Annotated in this window: 12 protein-coding genes; 8 read left to right on the plus strand and 4 right to left on the minus strand. The window is 45.8% G+C overall.

What is annotated here, in order from left to right:
* The first annotated feature begins 79 nt into the window (after positions 1–79).
* The 5 genes from FQV28_RS07550 to FQV28_RS07570 all read left to right on the plus strand — a co-directional run bounded on the left by FQV28_RS07550 (position 80) and on the right by FQV28_RS07570 (position 8,504).
* Entirely contained in the window at positions 80–991 is a 912-nt protein-coding gene (locus FQV28_RS07550) for a carbohydrate ABC transporter permease (protein ID WP_370455122.1), read from the plus strand.
* A complete protein-coding gene (locus FQV28_RS07555) occupies positions 988–1,815 on the plus strand; it encodes a carbohydrate ABC transporter permease (protein ID WP_146495167.1) in 828 nt (275 codons plus the stop codon). Before FQV28_RS07550 ends, FQV28_RS07555 begins: the two co-directional genes overlap by 4 nt.
* A gap of 397 nt (positions 1,816–2,212) precedes the next feature.
* Positions 2,213–4,423, plus strand: coding sequence for an alpha-galactosidase (locus tag FQV28_RS07560; RefSeq protein WP_146495169.1), 2,211 nt, complete (start codon positions 2,213–2,215; stop codon positions 4,421–4,423).
* 295 nt (positions 4,424–4,718) lie between these two features.
* Complete coding sequence (locus FQV28_RS07565; RefSeq protein ID WP_255472845.1) at positions 4,719–6,443, plus strand: glycoside hydrolase family 35 protein; 1,725 nt, start codon at positions 4,719–4,721, stop codon at positions 6,441–6,443.
* 30 nt (positions 6,444–6,473) lie between these two features.
* Positions 6,474–8,504, plus strand: coding sequence for a beta-galactosidase (locus FQV28_RS07570; protein WP_146495171.1), 2,031 nt, complete (start codon positions 6,474–6,476; stop codon positions 8,502–8,504).
* A 233-nt stretch (positions 8,505–8,737) separates the two neighbouring features.
* Here FQV28_RS07570 and FQV28_RS07575 read toward each other — a convergent pair whose 3' ends face one another.
* Entirely contained in the window at positions 8,738–9,037 is a 300-nt protein-coding gene (locus tag FQV28_RS07575) for a rhodanese-like domain-containing protein (protein WP_146495173.1), read from the minus strand.
* A gap of 95 nt (positions 9,038–9,132) precedes the next feature.
* Entirely contained in the window at positions 9,133–9,651 is a 519-nt protein-coding gene (locus FQV28_RS07580) for a hypothetical protein (RefSeq protein ID WP_146495175.1), read from the minus strand.
* Between the two features lie 314 nt (positions 9,652–9,965).
* Between FQV28_RS07580 and FQV28_RS07585 the strand changes: the two genes are divergently transcribed.
* Positions 9,966–10,697, plus strand: coding sequence for an oxygen-binding di-iron domain-containing protein (locus FQV28_RS07585; RefSeq protein WP_146495177.1), 732 nt, complete (start codon positions 9,966–9,968; stop codon positions 10,695–10,697).
* A gap of 161 nt (positions 10,698–10,858) precedes the next feature.
* Here FQV28_RS07585 and FQV28_RS07590 read toward each other — a convergent pair whose 3' ends face one another.
* Positions 10,859–11,806: an ATP-binding protein gene (locus FQV28_RS07590; RefSeq protein ID WP_146495179.1), complete on the minus strand. Its 948-nt coding sequence runs from the start codon at positions 11,804–11,806 to the stop codon at positions 10,859–10,861.
* Positions 11,807–12,017: 211 nt separating this feature from the next.
* Between FQV28_RS07590 and FQV28_RS07595 the strand changes: the two genes are divergently transcribed.
* Together FQV28_RS07595 and FQV28_RS07600 are read left to right on the plus strand one after the other, a co-directional pair.
* Entirely contained in the window at positions 12,018–12,521 is a 504-nt protein-coding gene (locus tag FQV28_RS07595) for a VOC family protein (RefSeq protein ID WP_146495181.1), read from the plus strand.
* Between the two features lie 145 nt (positions 12,522–12,666).
* Positions 12,667–13,719 carry a C45 family autoproteolytic acyltransferase/hydrolase gene (locus tag FQV28_RS07600; protein ID WP_146495183.1) on the plus strand — a complete coding sequence of 351 codons (1,053 nt, stop codon included), beginning with the start codon at positions 12,667–12,669 and terminating at the stop codon, positions 13,717–13,719.
* A 63-nt stretch (positions 13,720–13,782) separates the two neighbouring features.
* Here FQV28_RS07600 and FQV28_RS07605 read toward each other — a convergent pair whose 3' ends face one another.
* Positions 13,783–14,829, minus strand: coding sequence for a C45 family autoproteolytic acyltransferase/hydrolase (locus FQV28_RS07605; RefSeq protein ID WP_146495184.1), 1,047 nt, complete (start codon positions 14,827–14,829; stop codon positions 13,783–13,785).
* Between the last annotated feature and the right edge of the window lie 263 nt (positions 14,830–15,092).

A 15,092-nucleotide genomic window follows, 5' to 3' on the forward strand; every position in this document is an offset into this window, starting at 1 on the left:
TCACCAGTTAGGCCCGACTCAAGGTTTTTTTATAGGAGGAATGAGAAAGATGAGTCAGCAATTAACAAAAAAGAACGAAATGGATATCCCATTGCGCCACAAAGAAACCAAACGCCAAAAAACCAATTTGTATTTCAGGAAAAAAATTGGCTGGCTGTTTGTCATTATCTCAATCATCGCAATCACGATCTTTAACTTTTACCCGATGGTTCAAGCCTTTTTATTGTCCTTTCAATCGGGGATGGGCGGGAATCTGGAATATGTGGGCTTGGCTAACTGGAAGCGATTGTTTGGCGACCCAACCTTTATCGCAGCGCTAACCAATACATCAATCTTTCTGCTCATTCAAGTTCCATTGATGATTGTATTGGCGTTATTTCTTTCCGTACTGTTGAATGACCCGACATTGAAATTTAAGAGTTTTTTCAGAATCGCGATTTTCTTGCCGTGTGTCACATCACTGGTTGCCTACTCGGTCATCTTTAAGTACCTATTCGGTGTAGATGGTCTTATTAATCAGTTTTTAGTCAAATTCGGTTTTGCCACTCAAGCAATCAACTTTTTAGCAGATCCGTTTTGGGCGAAGGTCGTTATCATCGTTGCCATTACGTGGAGATGGACAGGCTATAACATGATTTTCTATCTCTCAGCTTTGCAAAACGTCGACAAGTCGATTTACGAAGCGGCGCGCATTGATGGCGCAAATGCCATTCAGCAATTTTTCCAAATTACTGTTCCAATGTTGAAGCCGATTATTTTGTTTACATCGATCACATCAACAATCGGTACATTGCAGATTTTTGATGAAGTTGTCAACATTACCAACGGCGGACCCGGAAATTCAACAATTTCCATATCACAGTATATCTATAACCTTTCCTTCGAATACACGCCTGACTTCGGTTATGCGTCAACAGTCTCTTACGTCATCGTGATCTTAGTAGTGATTCTTTCTATTATTCAATTCAGAGTGGCGGGTGAGAGAAAATGAAAACCTTTAATAGAGCTATGACCTATACGTTTCTAAGTATCGCAGCCATCGTTTCCATCTTTCCATTCCTATGGATGATCGTCAGTGTCACGAACAAATCAGTGGATGTGACGCAAGGCCGTTTGCTGCCAGGCACTCATTTGATTACAAACCTGAAAACGCTTTTTGAAACGGTGGAGATTGTACCCGCTTTGATCAACTCAACCATTATCGCAGTTATCTCGACCTTTTTGACGCTATTGCTTGCTTCGCTTGCGGGGTACGGTTTTGAAATGTTCCGCAGCAAAGGAAAAGATATTGTCTTTACCATCTTGTTGTTGTCGATGATGATTCCGTTTGCGGCGATCATGGTGCCGTTGTACCGCATGTTCGGCAGTGTCAGTGATACGCTGCCTTTGTTCGGAATTGATACGCTCGGAGCTGTCATCTTGCCGACAGCAACAACTGCGTTCTTCATCTTTTTCTTCCGTCAAAACACGAAGATGTTTCCGAAGGATTTGGTGGAAGCGGGAAGAATTGACGGCTTGAGCGAACTGGGCGTCTTTTTCCGGATTTACGTGCCGACGATGAAAACCACTTATGCCGCAGCAGCAATCATCACGTTCATGAACAGCTGGAACAACTATTTATGGCCATTGGTCATTTTGCAGTCTCCAGAAAAGCGGACGATTCCGTTGCTGATTTCCAACCTGGGCTCAAGCTATTCGCCAGACTACGGCGTCATCATGTCAGCAATCGTCATCGCCACATTGCCGACAGCGCTTGTGTTCTTCTTAATGCAGAAACACTTTGTTGCTGGAATGATGGGATCGGTTAAGGGATAAAAAGCTTATAGGCTAATAACCGATATTTCGCAAAACAGCTGCCTAAAAGATCTGCTCCTGCAGCGCTAAGCGCTTCGTCGCAAAGACTTGGCCCTCACTACCTTCGGCCAATGTCTTTCCTGTGGGCTCGCGCCAAGCCTCCTCGAGCTGCGCTCTGCGGGGTCTCGGCTGACTCGTCGCTACGCTGCCCCACGGGAGTCTCCGCTGTTTTGCTATATATCTTTTTACAGTAGGAATATATGATTTCTTTATATCTAGCAGTATCTTAGCGCCGGCGCGTCCAAGGGCGAGACGAAGCAATAAGACGGGTCTTCTTTCTGGCTTATTGCGGGAGTCCTGCCCAAAGCGGCCGAAGCGATTTAGAAACCTTTATCTGATTTTGAGTAGGAGGTAAATTGTGCCGATTTTATATAACGGCTCCACTCGGGAGTTTCATCTGCATACCCAAAAAGTAAGTTACATATTTAGCATTTTAGAAAACAATCAGCTTGGCCACCTTTACTATGGAAAGAAATTGCGCCACCGTGAGTCGTTTGAACGGCTGTTTCACATTGGTGAAAGTCCAAACACAGCTTGCGTCAATGAAGGGGATCTAGTGTTTTCGTTGGATTTGATCAAGCAGGAATACCCGGCTTACGGAACGACGGATTTTCGGGAACCCGCTTATCAAGTTCTGCAAGAAAGCGGCAGCCGCATAACCAATTTTATCTATCAAGACCATCAGATCTATGAAGGCAAAAAGAAGTTAGAAGGCTTGCCTGCTACTTATGTAGAGAGAGAGAATGAAGCGACGACACTGGAAATTTCCCTTGTAGATGAAAAAACCGGCATGGAGATCAAGCTTCTGTATACTGTTTTTGAAGAATTAAATGCAATTGCCAGATCTGCCCGATTTATCAACCACGGCCAATTGGAAGTGAATTTGACAAGGGCATTAAGTGCGAGCATCGATTTGCCAGGTTCTGATTTTGAGATGGTGCAGCTTTCGGGTTCATGGGCGAGAGAGCGGCATGTGAAAAACCGTAAACTGGTTCCCGGCATCCAAAGCATTGCAAGTACACGCGGAACGAGCAGCGCGCAGCAAAATCCGTTCTTAGCGTTGAAGCGGCCAAATACGGCGGAGCACCAAGGCGAAGTTTATGGTTTCAGTTTGGTCTATAGCGGCAATTTTTTAGCCCAGGTTGAAGTGGACCATTATGATGTGTCCCGCTTGATGATCGGCATCAATCCATTTGATTTTAACTGGCTTCTTAAAAGCGGTGAAAGTTTTCAGGCGCCTGAAGTGGTCATGGTGTATTCAGATGAAGGTCTTAATGGCATGAGCCAGGTTTATCATCGCTTGTACCGGACACGGCTGGCGCGCGGAAAGTGGCGCGACCGGGAACGGCCGGTATTGATCAATAACTGGGAAGCGACGTATTTTAATTTTAATGACCAGAAAATCCTTGAGCTTGCTAAAGCATCGAAGGAATTGGGTGTTGAGCTATTCGTCTTGGACGATGGCTGGTTCGGCAAACGCGATGATGATACGACGTCCTTAGGGGACTGGTCGGTGGACAGACGCAAATTGCCGAATGGCATTACGCAACTGGCGGAAGACATCAACGCGCTCGGACTGGAATTCGGGTTGTGGTTTGAACCGGAAATGGTCTCGAAAGCGAGCGAATTGTATAAAGCGCATCCGGACTGGGTCATCCGTGTTCCGGACCGCCAGATGTCACATGGCAGAAATCAATTCGTGCTCGATTTTTCAAGACAGGAAGTTGTGGATTTTATTTATGATCTGATGTCAGAGGTGTTACGGGACGCACCGATTTCGTATGTGAAGTGGGATATGAACCGTTATATGACGGAAATCGGCTCATTGGAGTTGCCGGCAAACCGGCAGCGGGAAGTGGCGCACCGTTACATTCTCGGGGTTTATTCGTTATATGAGCGGCTGACGAGCGAGTTTCCGGATGTGTTGTTTGAGTCGTGCGCAGGAGGCGGCAGCCGGTTCGATCCGGGTTTGCTGCATTATGCGCCGCAAGGATGGACGAGCGACGATACCGATGCGGTTGAACGTTTGAAGATTCAGTACGGCTCGTCGATGGTTTACCCAATCTCTTCTATGGGTGCACACGTGTCGGCCGTGCCGAATCATCAAGTGGGCCGGGTGACGAGCCTGGAGACGAGAGCAAACGTCGCCTACTTTGGTGCGTTCGGCTATGAGCTGGATGTGATGATGATGACTGAAGAAGAAAAAGAAGAAGTTAAAGCACAGATTGCGTTTTATAAAGCCAATCATTCGCTGATCCAAAAAGGGCAGTTTTACCGAATCGAAAGCCCGTTTGCCGGTGATGGCAATATCACAAGCTGGATAGTTGTGTCGGATGACCAAACTGAAGCGATTTTTGGCTATTACCAAGTGCTGGCACGGCCGAATCCTGGGTTTACCCGTGTATTCTTTGAAGGGTTGAATCCGGATTTTGAATACGCAATCGACGGGATTGCCGATACATTTTACGGAGACGAGCTGATGAGCGCGGGCCTGCAGCTTGACCGCTGCCGTGAAAAGACTCATCCAGCTGATTTTTCGTCGGTTGTTTATAAGTTGAAAAGAATTTAATGCCGCTTCGGTCGCTTTGGGCATGACTCCCGCAATAAGCCGGGAAGAGCACCCGTCTTATTGCTTCGTCTAGCCCTTTTACGCGCCGGCGCTGGATGATCTCAATTGAAAAAGTGACATAACTTGTTGTTTATTTTAAATAGGATATGGAGCAAAACAGCGGAGACGCCTGTGGCATAGCGAGAAAGCCGAGACCCCGCAAGGAGCGAAGCGACTGAGGGGGCTTGGCGCTCGCCCACGGCAAGCGTAGCTGTTTTGCGGAATATCCGCTACAACCTACATAGGAGGACTCAACGTGCTGACTGCTAAAAATGAGATGTTTTATTTAGAGGATAAGCCTTTTCAAATCTTATCGGGTGGCATGCATTATTTCCGCACGGTGCCTGAGCATTGGGAAGACCGTTTGCTGAAATTGAAGGCGTTGGGGCTGAACACGGTGGAGACGTATATTCCGTGGAATTTCCATGAGCCGAAAAAAGGCGAGTTCCATTTCTCGGGGATGGCGGACATTGAGCGCTTTATCGGGCTTGCGCACAAGTTAGGGCTGTACGTGATTTTGCGTCCAGCACCGTATATTTGCGCGGAGTGGGAAATGGGCGGCTTGCCGTCTTGGCTGTTGAAAGACAAGGAACTGGTGATGCGCAGCAGTCATCCGAATTTCTTGGGGCATGTGGAAGATTATTTTGCCGAACTGCTGCCGAAGTTCAAACGCCATTTGTATCAAAACGGCGGCCCGGTGATTGCGATGCAGATCGAAAATGAGTACGGTGCGTACGGCAACGATTTGGCTTACTTGGATTTTTACAGAGAGCAGTACCAAAAGCATGAGTTGGATACGTTCCTCTTCACATCGGACGGGCCGAACTTTATCGGCCAAGGATCGCTTCCGGAAGTCACGACGACGCTGAACTTTGGTTCGCGGGTGGACGAAGCGTTTGATGCGCTTGAAGAGCTGAAGCCGGGGTCACCGAAGATGGTGGCGGAGTTTTGGATCGGCTGGTTTGATTATTGGACGGGCGAACACACGGTGCGCAGCGGGGAAGATGTAGCTGCTGTTTTTAAAGAAATCATGGAGAAGAAGATCTCCGTCAATTTTTATATGTTCCACGGCGGCACCAATTTCGGCTTCATGAACGGCGCCAACCATTACGACATCTACTACCCGACGATCACGAGCTACGATTACGACAGCTTGCTGACAGAGGGCGGTGCGATCACCGAAAAATACAAGGCGGTCAAGAAAGTCTTGAGCGAGTTCACTGAAGTGCCAGCGGATTTCGAAGAAACGGCGTCAGCGAAAGAGTATGGAACCGTTGCAGTATCAGAGTCTGTCAGTTTGTTTGACGTTCTTGAAGGCATTAGCGGGAAAGTGGAACACATTGCGCCGCTGCCGATGGAAGACATTGGCCAAGCTTACGGCTACACGCTTTACCGCACGACCATCAAACGCCAAGGCGAATTGAAGTTCAACTCTGACGCCATCCGTGACCGTGGCTATATTTACGTTAACGGCCGCTATATCACGACGACTTACATCAATGACACCGATAAAGTCGTGACGCTCGATTTCCCAGAGAAAGTGAACACGCTGGAGATTTTAGTCGAGAACATGGGGCGCGCCAATTACGGCGAGCATTTGACCGACCAAAAAGGCTTGATCAAAAATTTGTGGCTCGGGGAGCAGTATTTCTTCCACTGGGAAATGTTCAAGATAGAGCTGGACCGTTTGCCTGCTGATTATCATTCAAGCCAACAAGAGCGCTTCCCGAAATTCTTCCGCGGCTCTTTCGATGCGGATGAATGTCTGGATACATATGTCGACACAGCAGGTTTTACAAAAGGCAATGTCTTCATCAATGGCTTTAACTTGGGCCGCTACTGGAACACGGCCGGGCCACAGCAACGGCTTTACCTGCCAGGCCCGTTATTGAAAAAAGAGAACAACGAAATTGTCGTGCTGGAACTTGAGAACACGACGACAGACAAAATTCAATTGCTGGCTCAACCGAAGTTAGGTTGACGGTGTTTAAAATAGAAGGGATGGAATCGAATGATTAACGAGAAATTACCGAAGATTTGGCACGGCGGAGACTATAATCCGGAACAGTGGGACTCGAAAGAGATCTGGGACGAAGACGTCCGCATGTTCAAACTTGCCGGAATTGATGTGGCAACATTAAACGTCTTTTCATGGGCGCTGAATCAGCCGAATGAAGATACGTACAACTTCGAATGGCTCGATGACAAGATCAACCGCCTGTACGAAAACGGCATTTACACATGCCTCGCAACAAGCACAGCAGCGCATCCGGCATGGATGGCGAAAAAATACCCGGACGTTTTGCGTGTGGATTTTTACGGCAGAAAACGCAAGTTCGGCAGCCGCCACAATTCGTGTCCGAACAGCCCGACTTACCGCGAATACTCGGAGAAAATCGCTGACAAGCTAGCGGAGCGCTACAAAGACCATCCGGCAGTATTGATCTGGCACGTATCCAATGAATACGGCGGCTACTGCTATTGCGACCAATGCCAAGTCTCATTCCGCAACTGGCTGAGCGATAAATACGGCACACTTGAGAAGTTGAATAAAGCATGGAATACCGGATTCTGGGGCCACACATTCTACGAGTGGGATGAAATTGTTGCACCGAATATCCTGAGCGAAGAGCGCGAAAACAACGAATCCGATTTCCAAGGCATTTCACTCGATTACCGCCGCTTCCAGTCGGACAGCTTGCTGGATTGCTACAAGCTGGAGTATAACGCGATCCGGAAGCACGTTCCAAACACGCCGATTACGACGAATTTGATGGGTACATACCCGATGCTTGATTACTTCAAGTGGGCGAAAGAAATGGACGTGGTGTCGTGGGACAACTACCCGGCAATCGATACGCCGTTCAGCTACACGGCAATGACGCATGATTTGATGCGCGGACTGAAGAGCGGCCAGCCGTTCATGCTGATGGAGCAGACGCCGAGCCAGCAAAACTGGCAGCCGTATAACTCGCTGAAACGCCCAGGCGTCATGCGCTTATGGAGCTACCAGGCGATCGGCCGCGGTGCAGATACGATTCTGTATTTCCAATTACGCCGTTCGGTCGGCGCTTGCGAAAAATACCACGGCGCAGTCATTGAACACGTCGGACATGAGAACACGCGGGTGTTCAAAGAAGTCGCTCAAATCGGGAAAGAGTTTAAAGGGTTAGGGGATACGCTGCTTGATGCACGCGTCAACGCCAAAGTAGCCATCGTCTTTGACTGGGAAAATCGCTGGGCTGTGGAGCTTTCAAGCGGCCCGTCCGTGTCGCTCGACTATGTCAACGAAGTCCATAAATATTATGACGCACTTTATAAATTGAACGTCCAAGTCGACATGATCAGTGTGGAAGAAGACTTGAGCCAGTATGATGTCGTTATTGCGCCAGTGTTGTATATGGTGAAAGAAGGCTACGCCGCGAAAGTGGAACAGTTTGTCCAAAACGGCGGAACGTTCCTGACGACGTTCTTCAGCGGCATCGTTAACGAAACCGACATCGTCACACTTGGCGGCTATCCAGGCGAACTGCGCAATGTCCTTGGCATTTGGGCGGAAGAAATCGATGCGCTGCATCCGGATGAAACAAATCAAATCGTTATGAAAGATTCACGCGGCAACATGAGCGGCAGCTATTCGTGCAACTTGCTGTTTGATTTGATCCACACAGAAGGCGCAGAAGCGGTCGCGGAATACGGCTCCGACTTCTACAAAGGCATGCCTGTTCTAACGGTCAACCGATTCGGTGAGGGAAAAGCGTGGTACGTGGCATCAAGCCCGGACCAAGAATTCCTGGTCGACTTCCTGAAGACTGTCTGCGAAGAAGCTGGCGTCCAGCCGCTATTAGCAGTGCCGGAAGGCGTCGAAACAACGGAACGCGTGAAAGGCGGCCAAACGTACCTGTTTGTGTTGAACCACAACAACGAACAAGTGGCGATCGATCTGCAAGACAGCCAGTATAACGAGGTGCTTACAGAGCAACAAGTAAGCGGGACTGTTGAGTTGGAAGCAAAAGGCGTTATGATTTTAGCCAAAGCGTAAAAGCATAAAGATTAAAAAGCAGGCATAAAAGAATCTTTTTATGCCTGCTTTTTATTGGATTTAATGTAGATTGTTGAGCCTTTGTTTATTGCAGGAGATATAAAAATTTACCAGCAGCAGTGGGCAATGCCTTTTTTAAAAATATAAAACGCACTGAATCTCAAAAAATCAGAAATTCAGTGCGTCTTTCTTGAGACTTTGCATTAATCTTTTTAAAGATCTGGCTGGCCAATTTAGGAAACGGCTTCGCCGTTCCAGCTCATCATGCCGCCTTCGACATTCACTGTATCAATGCCTTTCGATTCCAGAAAGTCGCAAGCCTTGAGGCTGCGTACTCCTCCCTTGCAAATGCAGTAAACAGGCTCATTGATTTCTAATTCTTCAAAGCGCTCCGGCAATTGGCCAAGCGGAATATGTTTTGCGCCAGGCACCATGCCGAGTGCCACTTCATCATCTTCGCGTACATCGACCAATTGAAAATTTTGTCCCGATTCCACAAGATTCCGCAACTCGTCGGTCGTAATCGATTTCATGATAAATTGCTTCCAGCTTGAAATGGCCTCCACTTAAGAAGTTTTCGGTAAAAATCATACTATCTAAAGTAGAAAACTTCAATTAGCGAGATTCTTCATTTAGCGTATTTACAGCTTACGCGTTTATTCTCCGGCTTGAATATTCCATCCGGATTCTTTTTGAACAGCCATACATGCAAATCATAGTGTTTACCCGGAGAACCATCATGGTTAGCCATTGGGCCTTGGAACTTTTGGTTGAACAATTTTGGCGTTTTATCCGTTTTTTCATCCGGTACATACCATTCTCCGGCTACAAGTTTGTATTTGCCATTTTTCAGTGGCTCATAAACTAAAATCTCCGGTCGTTTAATGTGTAGTTTCGCATCGTCCACCCGATTAGGTTTGATCAAGTGAATCCCCATATTCGGTACGCAAGCTCCTGGCACTAATCCGGTAAAGCCTTCATCCAATGCAACATCGATGTCCCGATACTTCTCAAGCGCCTTTTTGCTGATGGCTAATTCTTCCCGTACACTCCTCTTGTCATCGTCATCATCGCGATGGGCACTGACAGTGGACATGGCAGACAGGCTAAGGAATGCGATCATGAGGGCAACGAGAAACTTTTTCATTAGACTTCCTCCTTGATAAATATTTAATATATGTATCAAGAATATGTTTTTCATTCACCCTGAATTATATACTTAATCTTCTGAAATTCAATAGCTAAGTATAGATCAATATACTCATCTTTACCAAAATAATTTAGTGCACTGAAGTGCTGGATTGGTAATCTCCTAGTTATTATCTTCTGCTTGTTGGCAACAAAAAAATGTTATTTTCTTGCTGTGATTTTAATAAAATTTTGATTATTCGTGTTATAGTGGGGACATATATAGACTGCCTTCATACATAAATGATTTCATATGAAAGGTGATGAGCTGGCATGGCAAGAATTGACGAAATTGCTCCCGATGTTTTTCGCATCTCCATTTACGTGCCGGAAATGGACATGCAATTTAATCAATTTCTGATTCGGGACAAAGAGCCTTTGTTGTTTGCCACAGGATTGAAAGCATTTTTTTCCGAAATGCAGGAGGCCGTCAAGCAATTGATGGATCCGGTCCAATTGCGCTGGATTGGCTTTAGCCATTTTGAATCGGATGAGTGCGGCTCGCTCAATAACTGGCTGGAACTGGCTCCAGGGTCACAAGCTGTCACGGGGTTGATTGGAGGGATGGTCAACATTAACGATTTTGCGATTCGCCCGGCACATATTTTGGAGAACGGGCAAGTGCTCAATATCGGCAATAAAAAATTGCGCTACTTGAGCACACCCCATGTGCCGCATGGCTGGGATGCGGGATTATTTTATGAAGAAAATGACCGAACGCTGTTGACTTCTGATTTGTTTCACCATGATGGGAATGTAGAACCAATTACGCAACAAAGCTTGGCGGAGCGGACACGTGGATCGCTTATCGGCTTCGAACAAAGCCCGCTGGCCGGTTATATTCCTTACAGTTCGAAGACAGACCGAATCTTGCATGACTTGGCCGAACTTCATCCGAACACGCTGGCTGTAATGCACGGTTCTTCCTTTTCAGGAAATGGCAAAAAGGAAATTGAAGATTTGCGGGAAGTATGGAAGTCGGTTTTAAGTGAAAAAGTGCAATAGAAGCTCTAATGCGAAAAAGTGTGTTCATATATGGAAGCTTCATACTTCATTGTGTGAAGCTTTTTCTTCTGCTTTTGAATGCATTATTTGAAGTGTCCACTTAATACTCTTAACAAGTGTAGGGTGGACAAGCACTTTCTTCCGTAATGGAAACAAGTCATCTATAAAGCAGCTTTGAGAAAGACCTGCAGACGCTCGTAATTTTCTAATCCCAATCTCCGTTTTATTTTTCCTTGTTTGGAATAGCCGGCTTCAACATGTTCGTCGATTAATAGGAGTGCATTGAAAATGAATTCTTCCTGAAAATGAAGCGCTAATAAAATCGGGTAGGCAAGGTACATGCTTACATGCTCGTAGCCATAGAAATTATCCTCTTCAAACGGCAAATTTTTGCGGACATAAGCTTTGCCGATGCCATGCAGCAAAGCAACCCAAGAAAGCAGTTCCCGTTCTTTTGCTTCTAGTGGTTCATTATGTTGTTTAGTTAATATTTTATAGGAGTGCTGAACAGCTGGTTCTATTTCGAGAAGCGGCTTTGTTTCTTCAAATGCCTGGTAAAAACCGAGAACTTCTTGATAACTTATATCGCTCCTTTGGATAGTTTGGCGAAGTTCAGTTGCCGAAAGTTTGCCATTAGTAGTTTTGGAAAAGGCCGGATCGAAAACGACCGTTACTTTGTTGAAGTTTTCATTCAACTTTGGAAATTGAAAACTGCGAATGTATCGTTCTATAACCCAATCTGGTACCCGTTCGGGATGGGACCGTTTTTGATTTCGTGTTTTTGCTATTGTGTATGGCGTGAGAAATACGACAGCCTCTGTTTCTGCTTGAAAGTTTTTGAGGCGATTAAGGAGGCTTCTTCTTCTCTTGGAAGCTAGGTTTGTGGCGTCGTATATAACATTTTTTCCTGCTTCAAGAGCAGCAGCGGTTTGCTGATACATCTCCGCAAAGACATTCTGAGAATCAGAATTGTCACTGGACGCATAGTTGTTTTGTGAAATTTGATCGGATGACAAATGGATCCACCCTTGCTGGGTAGCGGCAAGGTTTCGGGCATAGGTGGTTTTGCCGCTTCCCGGCAGGCCAATCAGCATTTTTAGAAGTGGCATCGTTATCCCTCTTTTCAATACAAAAGTTAAATTTGGCCAATCGATTTATATATACCCGAAAGCGAGAAAAATGTCATATTGGGTATATTTTTATTTCGGCAAAATGTTGTATTATGGAAGCAACTAGAAACGATGTTATACATAGCCACGCTTTATAGAAGATATGATTTTGCTTTAACGCTAACTTTTTGCAGAGAAGGGAGGATGCGGTATGGAGAGCAAGATTCAAAAAATCACCACTAATTTTTGGTTCAATATGAATGCCGAAGAAGCAGTTAACTTTTACATGTCTGTTTTCAAAGATGCCAAGACTGGGCGAAAAACTTATTACGTAAAAGAAGGGTTTGAAATTCATGGTATGCCTGAAGGAACTGTCTTGACCATCGACTTTCAACTGGAAGGGCAAGATTTTGTCGCTTTGAACGGCGGCGGTCAATTTTCTTTCACCGAAGCCGTTTCGTTTATCATCAATTGCGATTCCCAAGAAGAAGTGGATTATTACTGGGACAAGCTGACGGAAGGCGGAGATGAAAAATCGCAAGTTTGCGGCTGGCTGAAGGACAAGTTCGGGGTTTCATGGCAAGTGGTCCCCGTCGCTTTGAATGACATGTTCGCAGATCCGGACACTGAAAAAGTGGAGCGGGTGATGAAGGTAATGCTTCCAATGAAAAAATTGGATCTTCATGCACTGCAGCAAGCTTACGAAGGAAAATAGTTATCTGATTGACCTATAAAGCAGTGGCTAAATGCCGTCTTCGGATTGTTCGAAGACGGCTTTAATTTGTTGTTCTTTGAAATCAGTTTTGGATACGTGTATGCTGATAGGTAAAAGCCATTCTGCGTCAGCAAAGGAGACTAGGATGAAAAAAATACATAGTGACATCATACAATTCAAAGGTGATCATTTTCAATTTGGTTTTATGCAAGGAAAACTGTTGAAGGATTCGATGATTCTGGAAAACCGGACAAAAGAATGGGATATCAAAAGGGCGCGATTTTTGATTGACGTGGCAGAAGCGGAAAGCATGTTCCAAACGTTCGCACCTGGGATTTGGGATGAATTTCTGGGACTGCAAGCAGCGCTGGACGTGCCGATGGAAGAAGTGCTGCGAAACTTTGGCGGCTACCGGATCGACGCACTGCCAAGCGGCTGTTCTATCGTGACGGGCGATGATTTCTTGGTGCGGAATTATGATTTTCATCCGCAAACCTATGAAGGCCGTTACATGCTCTATCAGCCGACAGACCAAGGCTATGCGGTAATCGGTCCATCGTCCCGCATCACCGGCCGCATGGATGGCATGAATGAAAAAGGCTTGGCGCTTGGCTATAATTTTATTCACCGGAAAAAGCCTGGTGATGGATTTGTTTGTTATATGATCAGCCGTATTGTCTTGGAAACATGTGCGACAATCGATGAAGCGGTCGAGCTGTTGAAGAAGATTCCGCACCGGGGTTCTTTCAGCTATGTCGTTTTGGATGCGACTGGGGAAACCGTCATCGTTGAAGCGAGCCCGAGATCGGTCGATGTAAGAAAAGCGAATGCCTGCACAAATCATTTTGAAATCCACAAGCAGGAAAACCGCAATTATCTGAAGGATTCTTACGATCGCTTGGCTGCTATCCAGTTACAAGAAGACCAAACAGCGGACGCTCATAAGACGTTCAGGCTGTTCAACGACACCGATAAAGGTGTGTTCTCGAATCTCTATAAAAGCTGGGCGGGGACGATTCATACATCTGCCTATTTCCCGAAAGAGAAAAAAGCGTGGTTTGCGCTTGGCGGCAACCAGGAGCCGCTGGAGTTTGATTTCAGCAGCTGGCTTGAAGGGGACGCAGCGGAATTTGAACAAGTCACTGGTGAAATTGATACCGATATCGGTTTTGCCCATATGGATAAAATCCGGCTTTAAAACGAATTTCTACTATAGATAAACAAAGCGCTCTTTTCTAATACAAGAAAAGAGCGCTTTGTTTTACTGTTCCGCCATATTGACGAATGATGCATCGATATTTAACTTTCCGTTAATGCGTTTGATGTACAATTTTTCTCCATCGAGCCATTTTTGGAAGTCTAGCATAAGCGGCAAACGATCTGGCCCTAATGCAAAACCGACTTCAAGCGTCTCTGGAAAATATGCGGCTGTATGAAGTGTGCCCGAAGCAGTAGCATACTTTTTGGAAAAGACGCCTTTGCCTGAATCATTGAGCAGACGAAATGCGCTAAAGGCATCAGTCAAATGGTGCTGATGATCTTGCATGGTTTGTGCTCTTCGCTGGGAATCTTCAATTTGGTAGCGGTTTTCTTCCGTCAGCAACTCAAAGTGGTTAGTGGAAATGGTGGATTGTCGTACTTTGACGTCACGCGGCGATGCTTCAACCACAACTGTTTCACCGCTTGAATCCAATAAAACATAACTAAACGAACGCCGATGCGGAATTTCTTTTAATAGTGCAATGGCGTCTTCATTGGTAGCACAATTTTCTAAGATGAGGCGCCCAATCATATTGCATATAAACCCATCTTCTGAATCCCGTCGATTGATGAAATTGTAACCCATAGACAATCCTTTTTCGTTGATGCCGTCAGTACGCCCCGTAATTTGCATAGTCGGCCCGATGGTCGCATAACCGCCATCCGTCGGTTGGTACAGAGCAAACCGTCCCTCATAGCCGAGCGGTGTGCTGTCATAATTCCGGATCATAAAATCAGGCGTTGTGAAAATGGAACAGCCGCTTCGGACATATTCCAAGTAATAGCCGCCGAAATCTTTAATGGCGTCATACATCGGCCATTCCAGCGCATCTGCCAGTCCGCAGATTTCTTCCCATATGGCAGGCGATAAACTTAATAGAAGATTTTTCGCTTGTTGTTCATTTATAGTAAAATTCCGGTTTGCCGGTCCCCACTGTTTTTTGCGGTTCGGCAAGATAAAAGAGCCCTTTAATAGCTGCCCTTGTCTAAATCCAAAATCGTAATGGCTTCCCCGAAACTGAATCACATCACTATGCACTTGTCCCACTGTCAATCCCTCATTTTATCTCGAATTACTATAATTTTACTGCAATTTCATGTTAATTAATAAGAATATGCTTATGGATGAATAGCAGGCTAGTAGTAAGTCTGTAAGAACATGCAAACAAAAACCACTGCTTCGATTTTTAGAGTGACCCAATAAAATGAGACAAGGAAAAAACACCGCCATCGTCGTATGTAGTTATCCACGACAAATTGGAGGTGTTTTTCTGTATGGGTTCAAAAAAGGGATCAACCAAGCGATTCTAT

Source organism: Planomicrobium sp. CPCC 101079 (genome assembly GCF_007859275.1).
Taxonomy (GTDB): domain Bacteria; phylum Bacillota; class Bacilli; order Bacillales_A; family Planococcaceae; genus Planococcus.